This window comes from Aestuariivirga sp., from assembly GCF_041738905.1.
In the GTDB taxonomy this organism is placed as follows: domain Bacteria; phylum Pseudomonadota; class Alphaproteobacteria; order Rhizobiales; family Aestuariivirgaceae; genus Aestuariivirga.
Genome location: NZ_JBGSOZ010000195.1, coordinates 16,044 through 31,777, shown reverse-complemented (window position 1 = coordinate 31,777; position 15,734 = coordinate 16,044). Strand labels below are relative to the sequence as shown.

Here is a 15,734-nt window from a genome sequence, read left to right as displayed (position 1 = left end):
GCGCCGATGATGACAACGTCGTAGTGTTTCCGAAGCTCCGTCATGCCGATCTCCCTTTGGGTGCCGAAGCTCCTGGCCTCAAGGCGATTGTAATTTCCATGTCGTCCGTGAACAGCGCCTGCTTGTCGGAATACATGCCGGCCATGACACCGAACGAGCTGTCGAGGTGAATGCGCATCGCGAGTTCGGCCTGCATGGCGTTGCGCCGCTCCAGCGACGTGGCGATGGCCGCGTGCTGTTCCGTCACATCGGCGAGATGGCCCGGCACCGGCGCGCTCAGCTGGCGCATGCGGTCAAGGTGCACCTTGGCCAAAGTGATGAACCTCCAGATGCGTGGATAGCCGCTCACCCGCGCAATGGTCGCGTGGAATGCGTCATCTTCCTCAAGGTAGTCCTCAAGGCGGTTCTCTTCGAGGATCCGGCGCATGCGGGCGATGATGTCCTTCAGGTCCGCGATGTCATCCTCGCCGATCCGTTCCGCCGCCTTCCGCACGCTTTCGATCTCCAGCGCCCGGCGCAGGATGAAGCCTTCTTCCGCAACCTTGAACGAGATGCGGCTGACCCAGGTGCCCGAATGCGGATGGATATTGACCAGGTCTTCCTCGGCCAGCCGTTGCAACGCCTCGCGCACCGGCGTCCGCGAGACGTCGAAACGCGCGCAGATGTCCTTTTCCAGGATCGCCGATCCCGGTTCCATCTCCAGCCGCACGATGGCGCGGCGGAGAGACAAATATATCTGATCGGACTTTGCTGGGTTCTTTTCCGTCATCGCACTTCGCGAAACTCTCGTCATTTTAGAGGTTTAGAAGAATTTCCCGTTCCAATTGACAGTCCGGGACCGATCTGCGTCTAATAGCTCATATATTGGATTGCGAAACAAGCGGAAAGCCTGCGATTGCCATGAGCACCATCAGTTATCTTACGCGCATTGAATTCGGCGAGGGTCAGGTCGCGCGCCTGCCGGAGTTGCTCGGCGTGCTGGGCGTTAAGAAGCCGCTGATCGCCACCGACAAGGGGCTGGTCGCAACGGGACTGGTTGCCAGGATCTCGGCGCTGCTCTCCCAGCCTTTTGCGATGTTTGACGGGACGCCTGCCAATCCGACCGAGGAGGCCGTGCTGGCGGCCTACGAGGTCTACAAGGCGAATGGCTGCGACGGGGTGATCGGGCTCGGCGGCGGCTCGGCGCTCGACCTCGCCAAGGCGGTGCGGCTGCTGACCGGGCACGACGGCCCATTGGCCCAATATGCGCTTGTCGCGGGCGGGCTGGCGCGCATCCATGGCCGCATTTGCCCGATGATCGCCGTTCCCACGACATCCGGCACCGGCTCTGAAGTCGGCCGCGCAGCTGTCATCATCACGGCGGAGGGACGGAAGCTCGGCATCATCTCGCCGCACATGCTCCCCTCGATTGCCCTGTGCGATCCTGAACTGACCTACGGATTGCCCGCGGGCCTGACCGCGGCCACGGGCATGGACGCGATCTCGCATTGCCTCGAAACCTTCATGGCCTCGGCCTACAATCCCCCCGCCGATGCCATTGCGATGGATGGACTGCGGCGCGGGTGGGGGGCGATCCGGACGGCAGTTTCGAATGGTGCCGACAAGGCCGCCCGAAACGACATGATGATGTGCGCTCTCGAAGGCGCCATGGCCTTCCAGAAGGGGCTGGGCGCGGTTCATGCGCTGACTCATCCGCTGGGCGCTATCAGGTCGCTCAACCTGCATCACGGGACCCTCAATGCCGTGCTCATGCCAGCGGTGCTGCGCTTCAACCGTTCGGTAATCGGGGCCAAGTGGGATGCGCTCGCTGCGGTTCTCGGCGATGCGCCCGACAAGGCAATCGCAGAGCTCAACGCGTCCATCGGCATGCCCAGCGGGCTCAAGGCCATGGGCGTCACGCTCGCAATGATGGAACAGGTCTCGCACGAAGCGATGAAGGATCATTGTCACGCGACGAACCCGCGCGCCGCCACGGTCGAGGACTATCTGGCCATCATGAAGGAAGCGGCCTGATCCGCCGGAGGTGTGACGAGAGCGGTTGAACCGGCTGCTTCACTCTGGGCACTGCTTCATCCTGGCCGTTGATTGATTTTCGCGGATTGCGCATGAGGCGGCATCCGGATCGAGTCGAAGTCATGTCGAGAGCACCGCGCGTTTTCCGATCAGGCCTGAATGGACTGGCACTCGCGGCCGCCATGGCGCTGATGACCGCGATGAGTTCGGCTGGCGACATCGAGACATTGGGCGAGGCACTGTTCTTCGACGTCAACCTGTCGCGTGACCGCACCCAGTCTTGCGCGACCTGCCATTCGCCCGACCATGCCTTCATCGATCCCCGCGACACTGCCGTGGGCCGCGCCGCCTCGCTTGGCGATGACGGCACATCGCTGGGTGACCGCAACGCGCCCAGTGCCGCCTATGCACAGTTTTCGCCGCGCCCGCACAGGAATGCCAAGGGCAGGTGGGTGGGCGGCCTGTTCCTTGATGGCCGCGAGCCTGACCTCGAAGGGCAGGCCGGAGGACCGCCGCTCAATCCCATCGAGATGGGCATGGAGTCGAAGGGCGCTGTCGTCAAACGGCTTCGCGAAAATCCCGGCTACGTGACAGCCTTCGAAGCGGTGTTCGGACCGGCGCTGTTCCAGAGCGACGAGACCGCATACGCGGCCATGACCAAGGCCATCGCCGCCTTCGAGCGCACGCCTGCCTTTGCTCCCTTCGATTCAAAGTACGACAGGTTCCTGCGCGGGCAGTACAATATGACAGATGAAGAGGAGCTTGGCCGCGTGCTGTTCTTCTCGAACCAGTTCACCAATTGCAACACCTGCCATCAGTTGAAGGATATTGCGGGCGGCGAAGGCGAGACCTTCTCGAACTACGAGTTTCATAATATCGGCGTGCCGGAAAACACGGCGCTGCGTGCGGCCAATGGGTCTGCTCCGGGCCGCGTTGACCTCGGCCTGTTCGACACCGTCAATGGCAAGGCTGACGCGGCCCAGAAGGGCATGTTCAAGACGCCCACCCTCAGGAATGTCGCCGTGACCGGCCCCTACATGCACAACGGGGTTTTCAACGATCTCAGGACGGTGATCCTCTTTTACAACAAGTACAACAGCAAGGCGCCACGGCGGCAGATCAATCCGGAAACCGGAGCCCCGTTTGCGCCGCCGGAGGTTCCCGAAAACATTTCGCGCGAGGAACTGGAGTTCGGTCCCGCCCTCAAGGACCGCGAGATCGATGCGCTTGTGGCTTTCCTGAAAACCCTGACCGACCAGCGCCATGAGCCGCTGATCAAGTGACTTCTGATACCCTGGCGCTGTTCGCCCGATTGCGCATCCAGCGGACGCTGGAACTAGAATAATTCTAAACTATTGATTTCAGGTATTTTTCTGTTGTCCGAATTTCCGTCGCATGATAGTTGACTGAAATACTCGGATTTACGGACGCGGTTCCGTGAAAGCGAGATTCCTCCCACCCTTTTCATTGAACAGGAGTTCTCCCATGCGCCTTCCCTGGCCCGGCCTTCTGGCCAGCACCGCCCTCACGCTGTCGGCCATCGTCTCGCTTGCGCGCGCCGATGCGCCTGCGCCCGAGGCCGTCGTGACGCATTACGCCGACATGGCGGAAGCGATGTATGCCGATGCCCATTCCGCCGCAGTCGATCTCCTGAAGGCAGTCGAAGCCCTGATCGCCGCGCCCTCGGAAGACACGTTGAACGCGGCACGCAAGACCTGGCTCGATGCCCGTCCCTGGTATCAGCAGACGGAGGGGTTCCGCTTTGGCAACCCGATCGTCGATGCCTGGGAGGGCCGCGTCAATGCCTGGCCGCTGGATGAAGGCCTGATCGACTATGTCGACACGGGCAAGTATGGCGAGGAGTCTGACGAGAACACACTCTATGTGGCGAATGTCGTCGCCAATTCGTCCCTGCAGATCGGCAACGAAAAGGTGGATGCAACGGCGATCACGCCCGATCTCATAAAGTCGCTGCATGAGGCGGCTGACTCCGAGTCGAATGTCGCCATCGGTTATCACGCCGTCGAGTTCCTGCTCTGGGGTCAGGACCTCAACGGCACTGGACCGGGCGCGGGAAACCGTCCGTATACGGACTTCGACACGGCGAACTGCACCAATGGAAACTGCGACAGGCGCGCGGCCTATCTGAAGGCTGCAACCGATCTTCTGGTGGCCGACCTGCAGGAGATGGCACTGAACTGGAAAGCCGAAGGCGCGGCCCGCAAGGATGTGGTGGCGAAGCCCGTGAACGAAGCGCTCGGCGTCATTCTCACCGGTCTCGGCAGCCTGTCCTATGGCGAACTTGCCGGCGAACGCATGAAGCTGGGTCTCATTCTTCACGATCCGGAAGAAGAGCACGACTGCTTTTCCGACAATACGCACAACTCGCACTATTATGATGTCGAGGGCATGTGGACAATCTACTCCGGCACGCTCAAGCGCCGCGACGGCACTGTGCTCGACGGTCCCGGCATCCAGGACCTCGCCGCCGTCACGGCGCCGGACACCCAGATGAAGCTCGATGCGCTGATGCAGGACGCGCTCGCAAAGTTCAAGGCGGTGAAGGACAAGGGCGACAGCGGCACCATGGCCTATGACCAGATGATCGGTGCCAACAATCCCGAAGGCAATGCGCTGGTGCAGAATGCCATCGACAGCCTCGTCGTCCAGACCCGCGGCATCGAAGCGCTGGTGAGCGCCATGAACCTCGCGATCAAGGTCGAGGGCTCCGACAGTCTCGACAATCCGGGTGCTGTCTCGGCGCAATAGGACACGATGATCGCGTTCCGCTCAACTCTTGCAGCCTTCGGCGCTGCTGCTGTCATCGCGGCAACGATGGCGGTTGCGGGTCCGCTGGCTTCCGATGAAGTGGATCGCAATGCCATCGACGCGCTCGATGCTGTTGCTGGCCGTGCGCTGTTCGAACGTGAATGGGTCGGGGCGCCGGCCTCCACCGATGCGGCCGATGGGCTCGGGCCTTTGTTCAATGCGAAGTCCTGCAATGGCTGTCATCGCGGAGGAGGTGCGGCGCAGTTTGTCGAGAAGAATGGCAGATTGATTGCACGCGGACTGGCGGTACGGGCGGCCTCAGCGGATGGCACGCCCCATCCGGTTCTCGGCACGCAGGTCCAGAACCGTGCATTGCCGGGGCTGGAGGCTGAAGGACGCGTCAGCGTCAGGATTGTGCAGGGCGTGCTTACAGTAAGCACGCAGACCGCTCATCCTGCTGCCCTGTTCGAAACGCGCATCGCGCCTTCTCTGAGGGGCAGGGGGTTGCTGGACGACATCGATGCCGATGCCGTGATGGCTCTCGCCGATCCCGATGACCGCGATGGCGATGGCATATCGGGACGAGCCCGTTTCGTGACCGATTCCAACGGTCATCGTGCGCTGGGGCGCTTTGGACAAAAGGCTGGAGCGGCGTCTCTCATCGAGCAGACAGCGCATGCCGCTGCGCTCGATATGGGCCTGTCCTCGCCCCGCGTGCGCAGCCCCTTCGGTGACTGCACGGCATCGCAAGTCGCCTGTCTGTCCCGCGCCACGGGGCAGAGCTCACTCACGGAGGGCGAGGAACTGTCCGGCGACATGCTGGCCCTGATCACCGGCTATCTCCGCACGCTGGACGCGCCCGAGGCCGACCTCGCCTCCAAAGGCGCGCGGCTCTTCGCCGAGACGGGTTGTGCGGCCTGCCACCGGCCCCGGATGCCCGCACGCGGCGGCGGCTCCGTCACGGTGTTCAGCGATCTTCTGCTGCACGACATGGGCGATGAGTCCGGCTCGGTCATCCGCGAGGGCGATGTGCTGCCAGCGGAATGGCGGACAGCACCGCTCCGCGACCTGGCATCGCGCAATGGAATACGGCGCTATCTGCATGATGGTGCGACGCCAAGCATAGCAGACGCCATCGTGCGCCATGGCGGCGAGGCAGCGCAGGCGAGGCGGGCCTTCGAGGGTCTCGATGGACGCGACAGGCAATTGCTTCTAGATTTTGTGTCGAAGCTCTAGGCGATGAAGATGATCAGGACGATTCTTGCCGCGCTGCTTGTCGTTGCTTCAGGCTCCGCTGCCGCGCAGGCCAATCCACGGACCGACTATGTGTTCGAGCGCATCGTCACGGAGGTGGTCGTGCCGGGCTTCAAGTCGCTGGAGACCGCTGCGAGGGCGCATGAGTCTGCGTGGACGGCCTATTGCACGGAGCCTTCGGCCGTGGGCCGCGACCGTCTCGATGCCTCTTTCCATGAGGTTGCGGATCGCTGGGCATCGGCCGAGATGATGCGGACCGGTCCGGCCTCGGAGGATTTCCGCCATGAGCGGTTCTATTTCTGGCCGGAGCGCAAGAACGCTGTCGAACGCGCCCTCGCGGCGGCGATGAATGGGGAGGACGGCGCACCATTCACGGCGCGCCGCATCGGCGGAGAAAGTGCCGCGCTCCAGGGGCTTCCCGCCCTCGAACGGCTGTTGTTCGGGAACGGCACGGACAGGCCTGGCCTGAGCGGTGAGGGCGAGGGCAAGCGCCGCTGCGAACTCGGTTCCGCCATCGCCGGCAATGCCGCACGTCTGGCATCAGAGATGAATTCCGGGTGGGAGAAGCGGTCCGGCGACATCAGCGCGGAAGCCAAGGCCTCGCTCGCCACCGATCTGGTAACGGCCTTCGCCATCATCAAGGACACCAAGATCGAAGCTGTGATCGGTGACACCGAAGCGGACGTCAAGCCGCGCGCGGCGGAGTTCTGGCGCAGTGGGCGTTCGATGCGCGACATCGTGCTCAATCTCGAAACCATGGGCCGGGTAAACGCGATCCTGTTCGAGGTACTTCCCGAGGAGGTGGCGCTTCCCGCGGCAACGCAGACGGCGATCGACATTGCACGAAGCATCACGGGAAATCTTGCCGATCTGGCCGCAGGCCCCGAGCGGAGCAGCGCGATCCTGCTCCGCGATTCCGTCGATGCCGCGCAGGACCGCGCCGCAATCGAGGTCCCCGCAGCCCTGGGTGTCACCGTCGGGTTCAACAGCCTCGATGGTGATTGACCGGCGGCAGCTTCTGGCGGGCCTTCTCGCGGGCCTGTGCAGTGGACAGGGGGCGAGGGCGGAGGCGCTGAAGCAACGACTCTTCATCTCCTGCAGGATGGATGCGGCGGGTGCGGCATCCGTTGCATGCTTCGATGCCGCTGGCGCTGAGGTCTTCGCGACCTCGCTTCCGGCGCGCGGGCATGACGTCACCTTGCGGCCCTTTTCGGCTGAGGCCGCCGTGTTCGCAAGGCGCCCCGGAAACTGGTTCGTCGTTGTTTCAACGGCCGATGGACGTGTGGTATCCGTCGTCCACGCGCCGGAGGGGCGTCACCTCTATGGACACGGCGTCTTCTCGCCCGACGGCAATCTGCTGCATGTGACCGAGAACGACATTGCCACGGGTTACGGCCTCATCGGGATCTACGACGCCACCAGCGCCTATCGCCGCATCGGCGAGTTTTCATCCGGCGGCATCGGCCCGCATGACATCGCGCTTCTGCCCGATGGCCAGACGTTGGTGGTCGCCAATGGCGGTCTGCGCACCCATCCGGGCACCGGGCGGGAGACGCTCAACCCGGGTGACATGAAGCCCAATCTCGCGCTGATCGATCTGCGCCATCACGACTTGCTGGCGACACAGGAACTTGGCGCGAGCCTGCGGCAGCTAAGCATCCGCCACCTCGCCGTGCGGCGCGACGGGCTGGTGGCCTTTGGCTGCCAATATGAAGGCTCGGCCGACGATGCGCCGCCCTTGCTCGGAACGCTCTCGGCTTCGCAAGGCATTGCGCTCCTCGAGATCGACGAGGATGTCATGTTCCGGCTGAAGAACTATGTAGGGTCGGTGGCCTTTGATGACGGCGGCAATCATCTTCTTGCAACGAGCCCGCGCGGAGGCGTCGGCCTCGTCTGGGACATGGCATGGGGCGCTGTCAGCCGCTGCGTGGCGGTGCCGGATATCTGTGGCGCAGCACCGCTAGCACCTGAAGAGTTTCTCGTCACTTCGGGCAACGCGGGCGTGCGAAGGCTGCCGACGGATCCAGCCCGCCCGCTGTCTGCTCCGGCGGCCATCCGGTGGATCTGGGACAACCACCTGGCAGTTCTCACGCCGGATTGAACAAGTGCGATGCCGCACGTCTCCCGCCACGGCCGGCACAACACCAGATGGCGTGACGCCGTTTTGTCAGTTCGCCCGTTTTGGCGCGAAAGCCTGGACCATCAGCTTGGCCTGGTTCACTTGTTCGGGCGTCATCGTCTTGGCAACCTCATCGCGATACTCAGCCGCGTTTTCGAAGCCGGGTTCGGTGGAACAGAGCTCAAGCCACATGTAGGCAGCGATGGGGTCGGGCTTCACGCCGCGGCCTTTCCAGTAGCCGATGCCCACTTCGTATTGCGCCTGCGGCTCGCCCTGGTTTGCGGCCATCAGCAGCCAGTTCATGCCGGCGGCTTCGTCCTGCTTCACCACATCGCGGCCCTTGAGGAGCCACCAGCCGAGCTTCATCTGGGCGTTGGAATTGCCCGCCTTGGCGGCCTCGCCCCACCAGTAGATGGCCTGGGCATTGTCCTGCTCCACGCCATTGCGGTTCTCGCCCTTCTGGCCCCAGCTGCGCGGGCCAAACATCTCGCCGAGGAGATAGGCGGCTTCCGCATCGCCGTCCTTGGCATATGGCATGAGGAGGCTCAGCGCCGCGGCGTAGTCCTCGTTGCGGAACGCCGCCATGCCGTCCTTGTAGGCATCGGCCCAGGCCGTGCCGGTTGCCAGCCCCATCAGCATTACGGCGGCCGCGCCACCGAGCAGATATGATTTCACCGCGAACACTCCGTCTTGCCCGGTCTCGGTCCGCCCGACGCGGGCGATCCTTCCCCAACCGGGAGATTCATCCGCTCTCTCTAGGGCCTTGCGGCGCCCACGGCAACGGGCTTCCGCAAGGACCAACCGGCGAGGGGGTCAAGTGATGCCGAGATGGGCTTCGAGATCGAGACGGACGGCCACGCCCGCCGTGGCGATCACGGCTCCGCCACCGCGTTCCTTGTCGGCCACGTCAAGACCGCCCTTCACAACATTCACGGTCACATGGCCGAAGGGCAGGCTCGCCGCAACGGCGGTCTTGTCGACCTTGTCGGGTTGCTGCACACCGATGGTCACCTCGATCTCGGTGTCGTCGCGGTTTATGTCCAGTGTGCGAAAGAACGGCAGCGAACTGTGGTGAATGCAGTCCTGCACGGCGCGGAGCGCGGCCTTCGTGTAGTCGCCGCCATGCATGTCGTTGCCGTGGCCCAGTTCGAGGATAATGCGCTTCTTTGCCATCACTTCTTCTCCGGAATGTCGAGATAGACCACGACTGCGGCATTGGCCATCAGGGTGAGGTTGGTGCCTTCGTCGTTCATGATCTCCAGGCCGCCCTCGACCGCCTCGACAGTGACCTTGCCATAGGGAAAGACCGCCGCGACCGCCGCCTTGTCCACCTGCTCGGGCTTCGGCACGCCCACCGTCGCCTCGATGTGCATGTCATGCGGCGTTTGGCCGACAGCATTGGCGATGGTGAGCGAATTGTGCCACAGGGCGTCCCTGACCGCCTTGACGGCAGCCTTGGTGTAGTCGGCACCGGTCAGGTCGACGCCCATGCCGAGTTCGAGTATCAAGCGTTTCAGCGCCATATGATTTCCTTTGCTTTCTATTCGGACAGGAAGGCCGCGACTTCCGCGTTGAAGCGGCGGGGGTTCTCGAAGAACATGAAGTGCGCTCCGCCCTCGTGTTCCTCGAAGATCGAGGCGCGGGCATTGGGATTGACGGAGGCGATCCACTCCTGAGATTCAGGTGCGAAGATGCTTTTCCGGCCTCCCACAACGAGCGACGGAAGGCGAGTCTTTTCAATGACGTCGCGCCAGTCGTTGAGGCAATGGTCGAAGAGCAGGCCGGCCGCAGCCGCGCGCGGCATTTTGAGGTTTTCCTCTGCGATCCAGCGCAGGTCCTTCTCGGGCATGGAGGAGGTGAACATGCCCTTGATGATGCCCATGGTGTCATCGACGCTGTCGGTCGCTCGCACCGTATCGCAGAAGCCCGCGACGGACTGCACGTCGGGCAGGAGGCAGCCGAACTGCTTCTTCTGCTCATCGCTCCAGCCGGGAAGCGCTGCCGTCATCGGGGCCTGGTCCACGATGACGAGCCGCCTCAGCTTTTCTGGTCCGAAGAGGTCGAGGTAACTCCAGATCACTGAGCTTCCCATCGAGTGGCCGAGCACATCGACGCTGTCGAGGCCAAGCGTCTCGATCACCTCCTGCAGGTCTTTTGCCAGCCGCTGGATACGGTGGCCGCCATCGGCATTGGGGCTCTCGCCGTGGCTTCGCATGTCGAGCGCGATGACGCGCCGTCCCTTCGCCAGCTCCTCGATGTTGCGGCCATACTCCGCTGCCGACTGCGACCAGCCGGGAATCATGATGAGGGGCTGGCCGCTCCCCGCTTCGAGGGCATGGAGGCTGACGCCGTCCCCAACGCCGATCCTGCTTTCGGTGATCATGTCCGTGTCCTTCCTAGAGCTGAACGCCCTTGGTGAGGGCACCGTCGATCACCAGGTTGGTGCCCATGGTGAAGCTCGATGCCGGGCTTGCGAGGAAGACGATGCCCTTGCCGATTTCCTCGGGCGTCGCCATGCGGCCCGTGGGGTTCAGCGCCATCGCGGACTTGAAGAGGTCGGGGAGGTTGTCCTCGACATAATTCCAGATGCCGCCCTTGAAATAGACGTTGCCGGGCGAGACCGAGTTCACGCGGATGAGCTTCGGCGCCAGCTTGTGGGCGAGGCCGTGGGCGTAATGAATGAGGGCCGCCTTGAAGGCGCCATAGGCCGGCGATGTGAAGTCGATCTCGCGGCCCGACACGGAAGAGACAATCACGATCGAGGGCCATTTCGATTTTTCGAGATAGGGCAGGGATGCGTTCACGGTGCGGACCGTGTGCATCATGTCGATGTCGAACTGGGCCTGCCAGGATTCCTCCGTGTCTTCCGCTGCGGCGAGTGCCGAGACATTGGCAACGACGATGTCGATGCCGCCCAGTGCCTTGGCGCTATCCTGCACCCAACCTTCGAGGGCGGCCTTGTTGCCCACGTCGATGGCCTGGCCGAAGGACTTTACCCCGGAAGACTTGAGGGCGGCCACCGCCTGTTCCACTTCGCCTGCGTTGCGGGCGCAGACCGAGACATTGGCGCCTTCTTCCGCGAACATGTCGGCGGCGCGCCTGCCGATGCCCTTGGTGCCGCCGGTGACAAGCACGTTCAACCCTTTGAGACCGAGATCCATTGCCGCTTTCCCTTTTATTGTCCGAGGTAGGTTTTGAGGATCGACGCGCCCAGCGTGTACTTGGGGTCGACCATGTTGCCGACACGCATGCGCCCAGCCTGCGTCAGCAGAAAATAGGCCTCAAGCTCGTCGAAGCCATAGTCGGCAGCCAGCCAGCGCGTGAGTTCGCGATAGGCGATGCGGGCGGCATCCTCCATGGGGCGGGCCGAGCCGATGGTCATGATGAACTGCTCCGTCTCCAGCCGCGGCCACGAGATCTGCCAGTTCTTGATCAAGTCGACGTGAATAGTGGTTGTGGATGGCATCTCCACCGCGACGCCACAGAGTTCGCCGTCACCCTGGCGGCCGTGGCAATCGCCCAGATAGAGATAGGCATCATTGTGAAGCACAGGGAAATAGACGATTGCCCCCGGCGCCACGTCCGGAAGGTCCATGTTGCCGCCCCAGTAGTCGGGCTGCAGCGACAGGACCGCCTCGATCAGCGGCGATACTCCGAGCGTTCCGATGAATGGCTCATAAGGCAGCATGATGCGCTCGTTGAACTTCACGCCCTTCTCGGTGATTTCGTACTTCATCACACGCTCAGGAAGCGGCGGGTTCAGCATTGCGGTCTGCGCGTTCGAGACGAGGCCGCCGAATTCCGGGATCAGTGCCGAGGTGCCGACGGGTTGGGGACCGCGCGGCAGGATGGACTTAATATTGACGCAGAGAACGTCACCGGGCTCGGCGCCCTCGACGGCAATCGGCCCGCATTGCGGGTTGACGAAGGGCATCGTCAACTTCTGGGAGGGCATATCATCCACTGTCTTGATGGCGCCGCCGAAGGCATCCTCTGTCTCGGCCACTACGATGTCGCCCGGCCTGATCGAGAGCACAGGCTTGGCGTAGGGGCCATAGACATAATGATACTCGCCCTGCACGGCCTTGTTCAGAAGGTGAGTCTTGCCTTCTTCACCGCGCGCGACGGCCTTCCGCCCCATGTAGCTCTGCGACATCCATGACATAGGACTCTATCCCCATTGTAGATTGTTGCATCTGCGAAGCCCCATGCGGGCTATGCCGTCGCGCGTTGCACGAGTTATGCCACTGTGCGCTGCGGAATCTTCGCTACCAATTTTCGCTGCTTGTGTTGCATCGCGGCAGACCTGTTCGCCATTCAAGCCATGTCCGCATGTTCCTTGACAGAGCCGAGAGGCGGACCTGATAATCATCCGCATTGGGGAGGATACGCCCATCTCGATCACGCGCAACCAGCATGTCGATGAACTGATCCGGGTCGCCGAGGGCGGCCAGTCGGATCGTGACGACTATATCCTGAACTCCTGGCGGCGCTGCGTGAGCAATCACCGGCTCGACCCCACGGTGTTGCGCCCGGCCGTCATCGTCGAAGACCGCAGGCTGCGAGAGCATCGCGAAAACATGGACGACCTCCTGCGCACAGCGCGCTTCGGTGTCGAGGCGCTCTACCGTCAGGTCGCGGGCCTTGGATATGTCCTGCTGCTCACCGACAACGAAGGCATCACCGTCGACTACATCGGTGACGAGGCGACGACGGACTACTTGCGCGAGGCAGGGCTCTATATCGGTGCCGACTGGAATGAGGCGCGTGCCGGCACCAATGGCACGGGCACTTGCATCGCCACGGGCGAGGCGCTGACCGTGCATCAGAGCGATCACTTCGACGCGACCCATATTCCGCTCACCTGCACGGTGGCGCCGATCTTCGACCCGACTGGAAACCTGTCTGCCGTTCTGGATATCTCGGCGCTCAGTTCGCCAAAGGAAAAATCGAGCCAATATCTGGCGTTGCAGATCGTCAAGAGCTTCGCGCACCGGATCGAGACCGCCAACCTTATCCGGTCGTGCTCGCGCAACTGGATCGTCAAGCTGACGTCGAACCAGGCGCTCGCCGAAGTCGACATCGAGTATGTTCTGGTGCTGGACTCCACGGGCCGCATCGTGGGCTTCAACCACAATGGCCGTCAGCTTCTCGCCCAGGAAGCGCGCGTGAGCTGGCGCGAAAAGAACCGGTTGCTTGGCAGACTTCTCACCGATTTCTTCGAATGCGAGATCGACAGCCTCACGCGCTTCGTCACGTCGCACGGCATCGAGCGGAATGTCGTGCGGCTCCTGGGGTCGGGGCGCAGCCTGTTCATTCAGGTGGTCCCGCCGTCCACCGTCCGCATCCTGCAGTCAGCTGTGCAGAGCCACGATGAATGCAAGCTGCCGCTGCCACTCAAGAATGTCGCCGGTGAGGAAGCTTCGATCCAGAAGAACCTCAAGAAAGTGGCCCGACTCATCAACACCAACATGAGCATCCTCGTTCAGGGCGAGACAGGCACCGGCAAGGAGTTTCTTGCCAAGGCCATTCACCAGTCGAGTGCGCGGGCGCGCGGTAATTTCATACCCGTCAACTGCGCGGCCTTGCCCGAGAACCTCATCGAGAGCGAACTCTTCGGCTATGAAAGCGGTTCCTTCACCGGAGCCTTGTCAAAAGGCAAGAAGGGCCTGATCCGCGAGGCTCATGGCGGTACGCTGTTCCTCGATGAAATCGGCGACATGCCATTGAGTTCGCAGACGCGGCTGCTGCGCGTATTGTCCGAGCGTGAAGTGACGCCCATTGGGGGCGCGCGTCCGACCGCGGTCGACATGCGTGTCATCGCCGCCACGCACCGCGATCTTCTTGCCCTCGTGAAGCAGGGGAAGTTCCGCGAGGATTTGTATTTCCGGCTCAACGGCGCCACAATCACGCTTCCCGCGCTCCGCGAGCGCAGCGACTTGCCGTGGATGGTGTCGCAACTTCTTGAAAAGCGTCCCTATCCGGATGGCGCGCCGCGCAGCATTTCTCCGCAGGCGCTCGGCGTTCTTTCGTCATACGCATGGCCCGGCAACATTCGCGAACTCGTCAACGTGATCGACTTCGCCTGTGCGGTGGCAAGTGATCCTGAAATCGCCATGGATGATCTTCCGGACCAGGTCTACTGCCGTCCCTTCGAGTCCGAACATCCGCCCGAGTCCATTGCGGCACCGCGCGACACCAGCGAGGCCGCGGTACTGCGCGAGGACTTGCGGCGCATGGGCTGGAATGTCTCCGCCACGGCCCGGCTCCTCGGGATCGATCGCACGACGCTGCACCGCCGCATGCGCAGGCTGGGTGTAACGCTGCCGCCGCGCGCGACATAGCGGGCAGGGGCGCCACACCTGTGGCGCGGGACGCCACAGTTTGTGCAACACCTGTTGCTTGTTTGTGCATTTGCTAACAAAATATGCTGCGGCGCTTTTCTGGGAGTTTGTACGATTGGAGAACGTGGAGGCAAATGGCACGGTCCTTGCTGAACAGTTAACCAAACTGAACAACAAGACTTAGGGATCACATGGGAAGCGCCATTGGCATCATCGCCAACCCTGTCTCCGCACGCGACATTCGCCGCGTCATCGCAAATGCTACGGCGCTGCAGATCACCGACCGGGCCAACATCGTGCTTCGTGTTCTCTCCTGCGTGAAGGCCTGCGGCGTCGACACCGTCTACATGATGCCCGAGAACGGCGGCATCCGGCATCACGTCCGCCGTGGCATCGACAGGGCGGAGAACCAGGGCCTCAAGCATTTTCCCAAACTCGAATATCTCGACTACAAGATTTCCGGAACGGTCGATGACACGCTGAAGGCCGCTCGCCTGATGCAGGAGAAGGGCGTTGCCGCCATCGTTGTTCTGGGTGGCGACGGCACGCATCGCGCCGTGGTCACATCCTGCGGCGACGTTCCGATTGCCGGTATCTCGACGGGCACCAACAACGCGTTCCCCGAGCATCGCGAGCCCACCATCACGGGCCTCGCCGTCGGCCTCGCAGTGACAGGCAAGGTTCCTGCGGATCAAGCCTTTCTTCCGAACAAGAAGATCGTGGTGCGCGTCAACGACCATGAGGAGATCGCGCTGGTCGATGTCGCAGTGGTCACCGAGCGCTATATCGGCGCGCGTGCCCTGTGGCGGACGGAAACCTTCCGCGAGTTGTTCGTGACCTTCGCCGACCCGGAAGTGATCGGCATGTCCGCCATTGCAGGACTTCTCACGCCCGTCACGCGTACCGACTCGCACGGTCTTCACGTGAGGCTGGCGCCCGAGGACGAGGCGAACATCATGCTCGATACGCCGATTGCGCCCGGATACATGCGCGGCATCGGCATCCGCGACTATACCGAGATGAAGCCCAACGTGAAATACCGGCCGTCGATCACCGACGGTTCGATCGCCCTCGATGGCGAGCGCGAGCTGTCGTTCTCGAACAAGGACGATGTCACCATCGAGCTTGTAACCAATGCCTTCAGGACGGTGAATGTGAGCGGCTGCATGCAGTACGCCTCGCGCCACGGCCTCATGCGCATGAACCAGAAGACCAACGCCTAACCACTGGGAGGA

General features: G+C 62.7%; 15 protein-coding genes. 8 read left to right on the top strand and 7 right to left on the bottom strand.

All coding sequences use genetic code 11. The annotated features are described in order from the left end of the window. Positions 1 to 40: 40 nt before the first annotated feature. A complete protein-coding gene (locus tag ACEW8Q_RS19015; protein WP_373505636.1) occupies positions 41 to 769 on the bottom strand; it encodes a GntR family transcriptional regulator in 729 nt (242 codons plus the stop codon). A 131-nt stretch (positions 770 to 900) separates the two neighbouring features. Between ACEW8Q_RS19015 and ACEW8Q_RS19010 the strand changes: the two genes are divergently transcribed. From ACEW8Q_RS19010 to ACEW8Q_RS18985, 6 genes are all read left to right on the top strand, one after another. After that, complete coding sequence (locus tag ACEW8Q_RS19010) at positions 901 to 2,013, top strand: iron-containing alcohol dehydrogenase (protein WP_373505635.1); 1,113 nt, start codon at positions 901 to 903, stop codon at positions 2,011 to 2,013. A 182-nt stretch (positions 2,014 to 2,195) separates the two neighbouring features. Then, the gene (locus ACEW8Q_RS19005) at positions 2,196 to 3,296 is read left to right on the top strand and encodes a cytochrome-c peroxidase (protein WP_373505638.1); all 1,101 of its coding nucleotides are present in this window, start codon (positions 2,196 to 2,198) and stop codon (positions 3,294 to 3,296) included. 202 nt (positions 3,297 to 3,498) lie between these two features. Further along, the gene (locus ACEW8Q_RS19000; protein ID WP_373505634.1) at positions 3,499 to 4,782 is read left to right on the top strand and encodes an imelysin family protein; all 1,284 of its coding nucleotides are present in this window, start codon (positions 3,499 to 3,501) and stop codon (positions 4,780 to 4,782) included. A gap of 6 nt (positions 4,783 to 4,788) precedes the next feature. Further along, positions 4,789 to 6,018 (top strand): di-heme oxidoredictase family protein, encoded by a 1,230-nt coding sequence (locus ACEW8Q_RS18995; protein WP_373505633.1) that lies wholly within the window; start codon positions 4,789 to 4,791, stop codon positions 6,016 to 6,018. A gap of 9 nt (positions 6,019 to 6,027) precedes the next feature. Next, positions 6,028 to 7,041: an imelysin family protein gene (locus tag ACEW8Q_RS18990; RefSeq protein WP_373505632.1), complete on the top strand. Its 1,014-nt coding sequence runs from the start codon at positions 6,028 to 6,030 to the stop codon at positions 7,039 to 7,041. Next, positions 7,031 to 8,137 (top strand): DUF1513 domain-containing protein, encoded by a 1,107-nt coding sequence (locus tag ACEW8Q_RS18985; protein WP_373505631.1) that lies wholly within the window; start codon positions 7,031 to 7,033, stop codon positions 8,135 to 8,137. The genes ACEW8Q_RS18990 and ACEW8Q_RS18985 overlap by 11 nt, the downstream gene beginning before the upstream one ends. A gap of 66 nt (positions 8,138 to 8,203) precedes the next feature. Here ACEW8Q_RS18985 and ACEW8Q_RS18980 read toward each other — a convergent pair whose 3' ends face one another. The 6 genes from ACEW8Q_RS18980 to ACEW8Q_RS18955 all read right to left on the bottom strand — a co-directional run bounded on the left by ACEW8Q_RS18980 (position 8,204) and on the right by ACEW8Q_RS18955 (position 12,320). Beyond that, positions 8,204 to 8,830 (bottom strand): tetratricopeptide repeat protein, encoded by a 627-nt coding sequence (locus tag ACEW8Q_RS18980; RefSeq protein ID WP_373505630.1) that lies wholly within the window; start codon positions 8,828 to 8,830, stop codon positions 8,204 to 8,206. 138 nt (positions 8,831 to 8,968) lie between these two features. Beyond that, a complete protein-coding gene (locus ACEW8Q_RS18975) occupies positions 8,969 to 9,328 on the bottom strand; it encodes a Lin0512 family protein (RefSeq protein WP_373505629.1) in 360 nt (119 codons plus the stop codon). Next, positions 9,328 to 9,678: a Lin0512 family protein gene (locus ACEW8Q_RS18970; RefSeq protein WP_373505628.1), complete on the bottom strand. Its 351-nt coding sequence runs from the start codon at positions 9,676 to 9,678 to the stop codon at positions 9,328 to 9,330. The genes ACEW8Q_RS18975 and ACEW8Q_RS18970 overlap by 1 nt, the downstream gene beginning before the upstream one ends. Before the next feature lie 17 nt (positions 9,679 to 9,695). Beyond that, positions 9,696 to 10,538: an alpha/beta fold hydrolase gene (locus tag ACEW8Q_RS18965; protein ID WP_373505627.1), complete on the bottom strand. Its 843-nt coding sequence runs from the start codon at positions 10,536 to 10,538 to the stop codon at positions 9,696 to 9,698. Between the two features lie 13 nt (positions 10,539 to 10,551). Next, positions 10,552 to 11,316 (bottom strand): SDR family NAD(P)-dependent oxidoreductase, encoded by a 765-nt coding sequence (locus ACEW8Q_RS18960; protein ID WP_373505626.1) that lies wholly within the window; start codon positions 11,314 to 11,316, stop codon positions 10,552 to 10,554. Between the two features lie 14 nt (positions 11,317 to 11,330). Beyond that, complete coding sequence (locus ACEW8Q_RS18955; protein WP_373505625.1) at positions 11,331 to 12,320, bottom strand: acetamidase/formamidase family protein; 990 nt, start codon at positions 12,318 to 12,320, stop codon at positions 11,331 to 11,333. A gap of 331 nt (positions 12,321 to 12,651) precedes the next feature. On the opposite strand from ACEW8Q_RS18955, the gene ACEW8Q_RS18950 reads away from it, so the two are divergent. Next, positions 12,652 to 14,499, top strand: a complete 1,848-nt coding sequence (locus ACEW8Q_RS18950; protein ID WP_373505624.1) for a sigma-54-dependent Fis family transcriptional regulator — start codon at positions 12,652 to 12,654, stop codon at positions 14,497 to 14,499. 191 nt (positions 14,500 to 14,690) lie between these two features. Further along, positions 14,691 to 15,722 (top strand): ATP-NAD kinase family protein, encoded by a 1,032-nt coding sequence (locus tag ACEW8Q_RS18945; RefSeq protein ID WP_373505623.1) that lies wholly within the window; start codon positions 14,691 to 14,693, stop codon positions 15,720 to 15,722. Positions 15,723 to 15,734: the final 12 nt, after the last annotated feature.

What these genes read in the sequence shown, in the direction of transcription:
- ACEW8Q_RS19015 (WP_373505636.1), bottom strand. Translation starts at nt 769, where the DNA reads ATGACGGAAAAGAACCCAGCAAAGTCCGATCAGATATATTTGTCTCTC.
- ACEW8Q_RS19010 (WP_373505635.1), top strand. Translation starts at nt 901, where the DNA reads ATGAGCACCATCAGTTATCTTACGCGCATTGAATTCGGCGAGGGTCAG.
- ACEW8Q_RS19005 (WP_373505638.1), top strand. Translation starts at nt 2,196, where the DNA reads ATGGCGCTGATGACCGCGATGAGTTCGGCTGGCGACATCGAGACATTG.
- ACEW8Q_RS19000 (WP_373505634.1), top strand. Translation starts at nt 3,499, where the DNA reads ATGCGCCTTCCCTGGCCCGGCCTTCTGGCCAGCACCGCCCTCACGCTG.
- ACEW8Q_RS18995 (WP_373505633.1), top strand. Translation starts at nt 4,789, where the DNA reads ATGATCGCGTTCCGCTCAACTCTTGCAGCCTTCGGCGCTGCTGCTGTC.
- ACEW8Q_RS18990 (WP_373505632.1), top strand. Translation starts at nt 6,028, where the DNA reads ATGATCAGGACGATTCTTGCCGCGCTGCTTGTCGTTGCTTCAGGCTCC.
- ACEW8Q_RS18985 (WP_373505631.1), top strand. Translation starts at nt 7,031, where the DNA reads ATGGTGATTGACCGGCGGCAGCTTCTGGCGGGCCTTCTCGCGGGCCTG.
- ACEW8Q_RS18975 (WP_373505629.1), bottom strand. Translation starts at nt 9,328, where the DNA reads ATGGCAAAGAAGCGCATTATCCTCGAACTGGGCCACGGCAACGACATG.
- ACEW8Q_RS18970 (WP_373505628.1), bottom strand. Translation starts at nt 9,678, where the DNA reads ATGGCGCTGAAACGCTTGATACTCGAACTCGGCATGGGCGTCGACCTG.
- ACEW8Q_RS18965 (WP_373505627.1), bottom strand. Translation starts at nt 10,538, where the DNA reads ATGATCACCGAAAGCAGGATCGGCGTTGGGGACGGCGTCAGCCTCCAT.
- ACEW8Q_RS18960 (WP_373505626.1), bottom strand. Translation starts at nt 11,316, where the DNA reads ATGGATCTCGGTCTCAAAGGGTTGAACGTGCTTGTCACCGGCGGCACC.
- ACEW8Q_RS18955 (WP_373505625.1), bottom strand. Translation starts at nt 12,320, where the DNA reads ATGTCATGGATGTCGCAGAGCTACATGGGGCGGAAGGCCGTCGCGCGC.
- ACEW8Q_RS18945 (WP_373505623.1), top strand. Translation starts at nt 14,691, where the DNA reads ATGGGAAGCGCCATTGGCATCATCGCCAACCCTGTCTCCGCACGCGAC.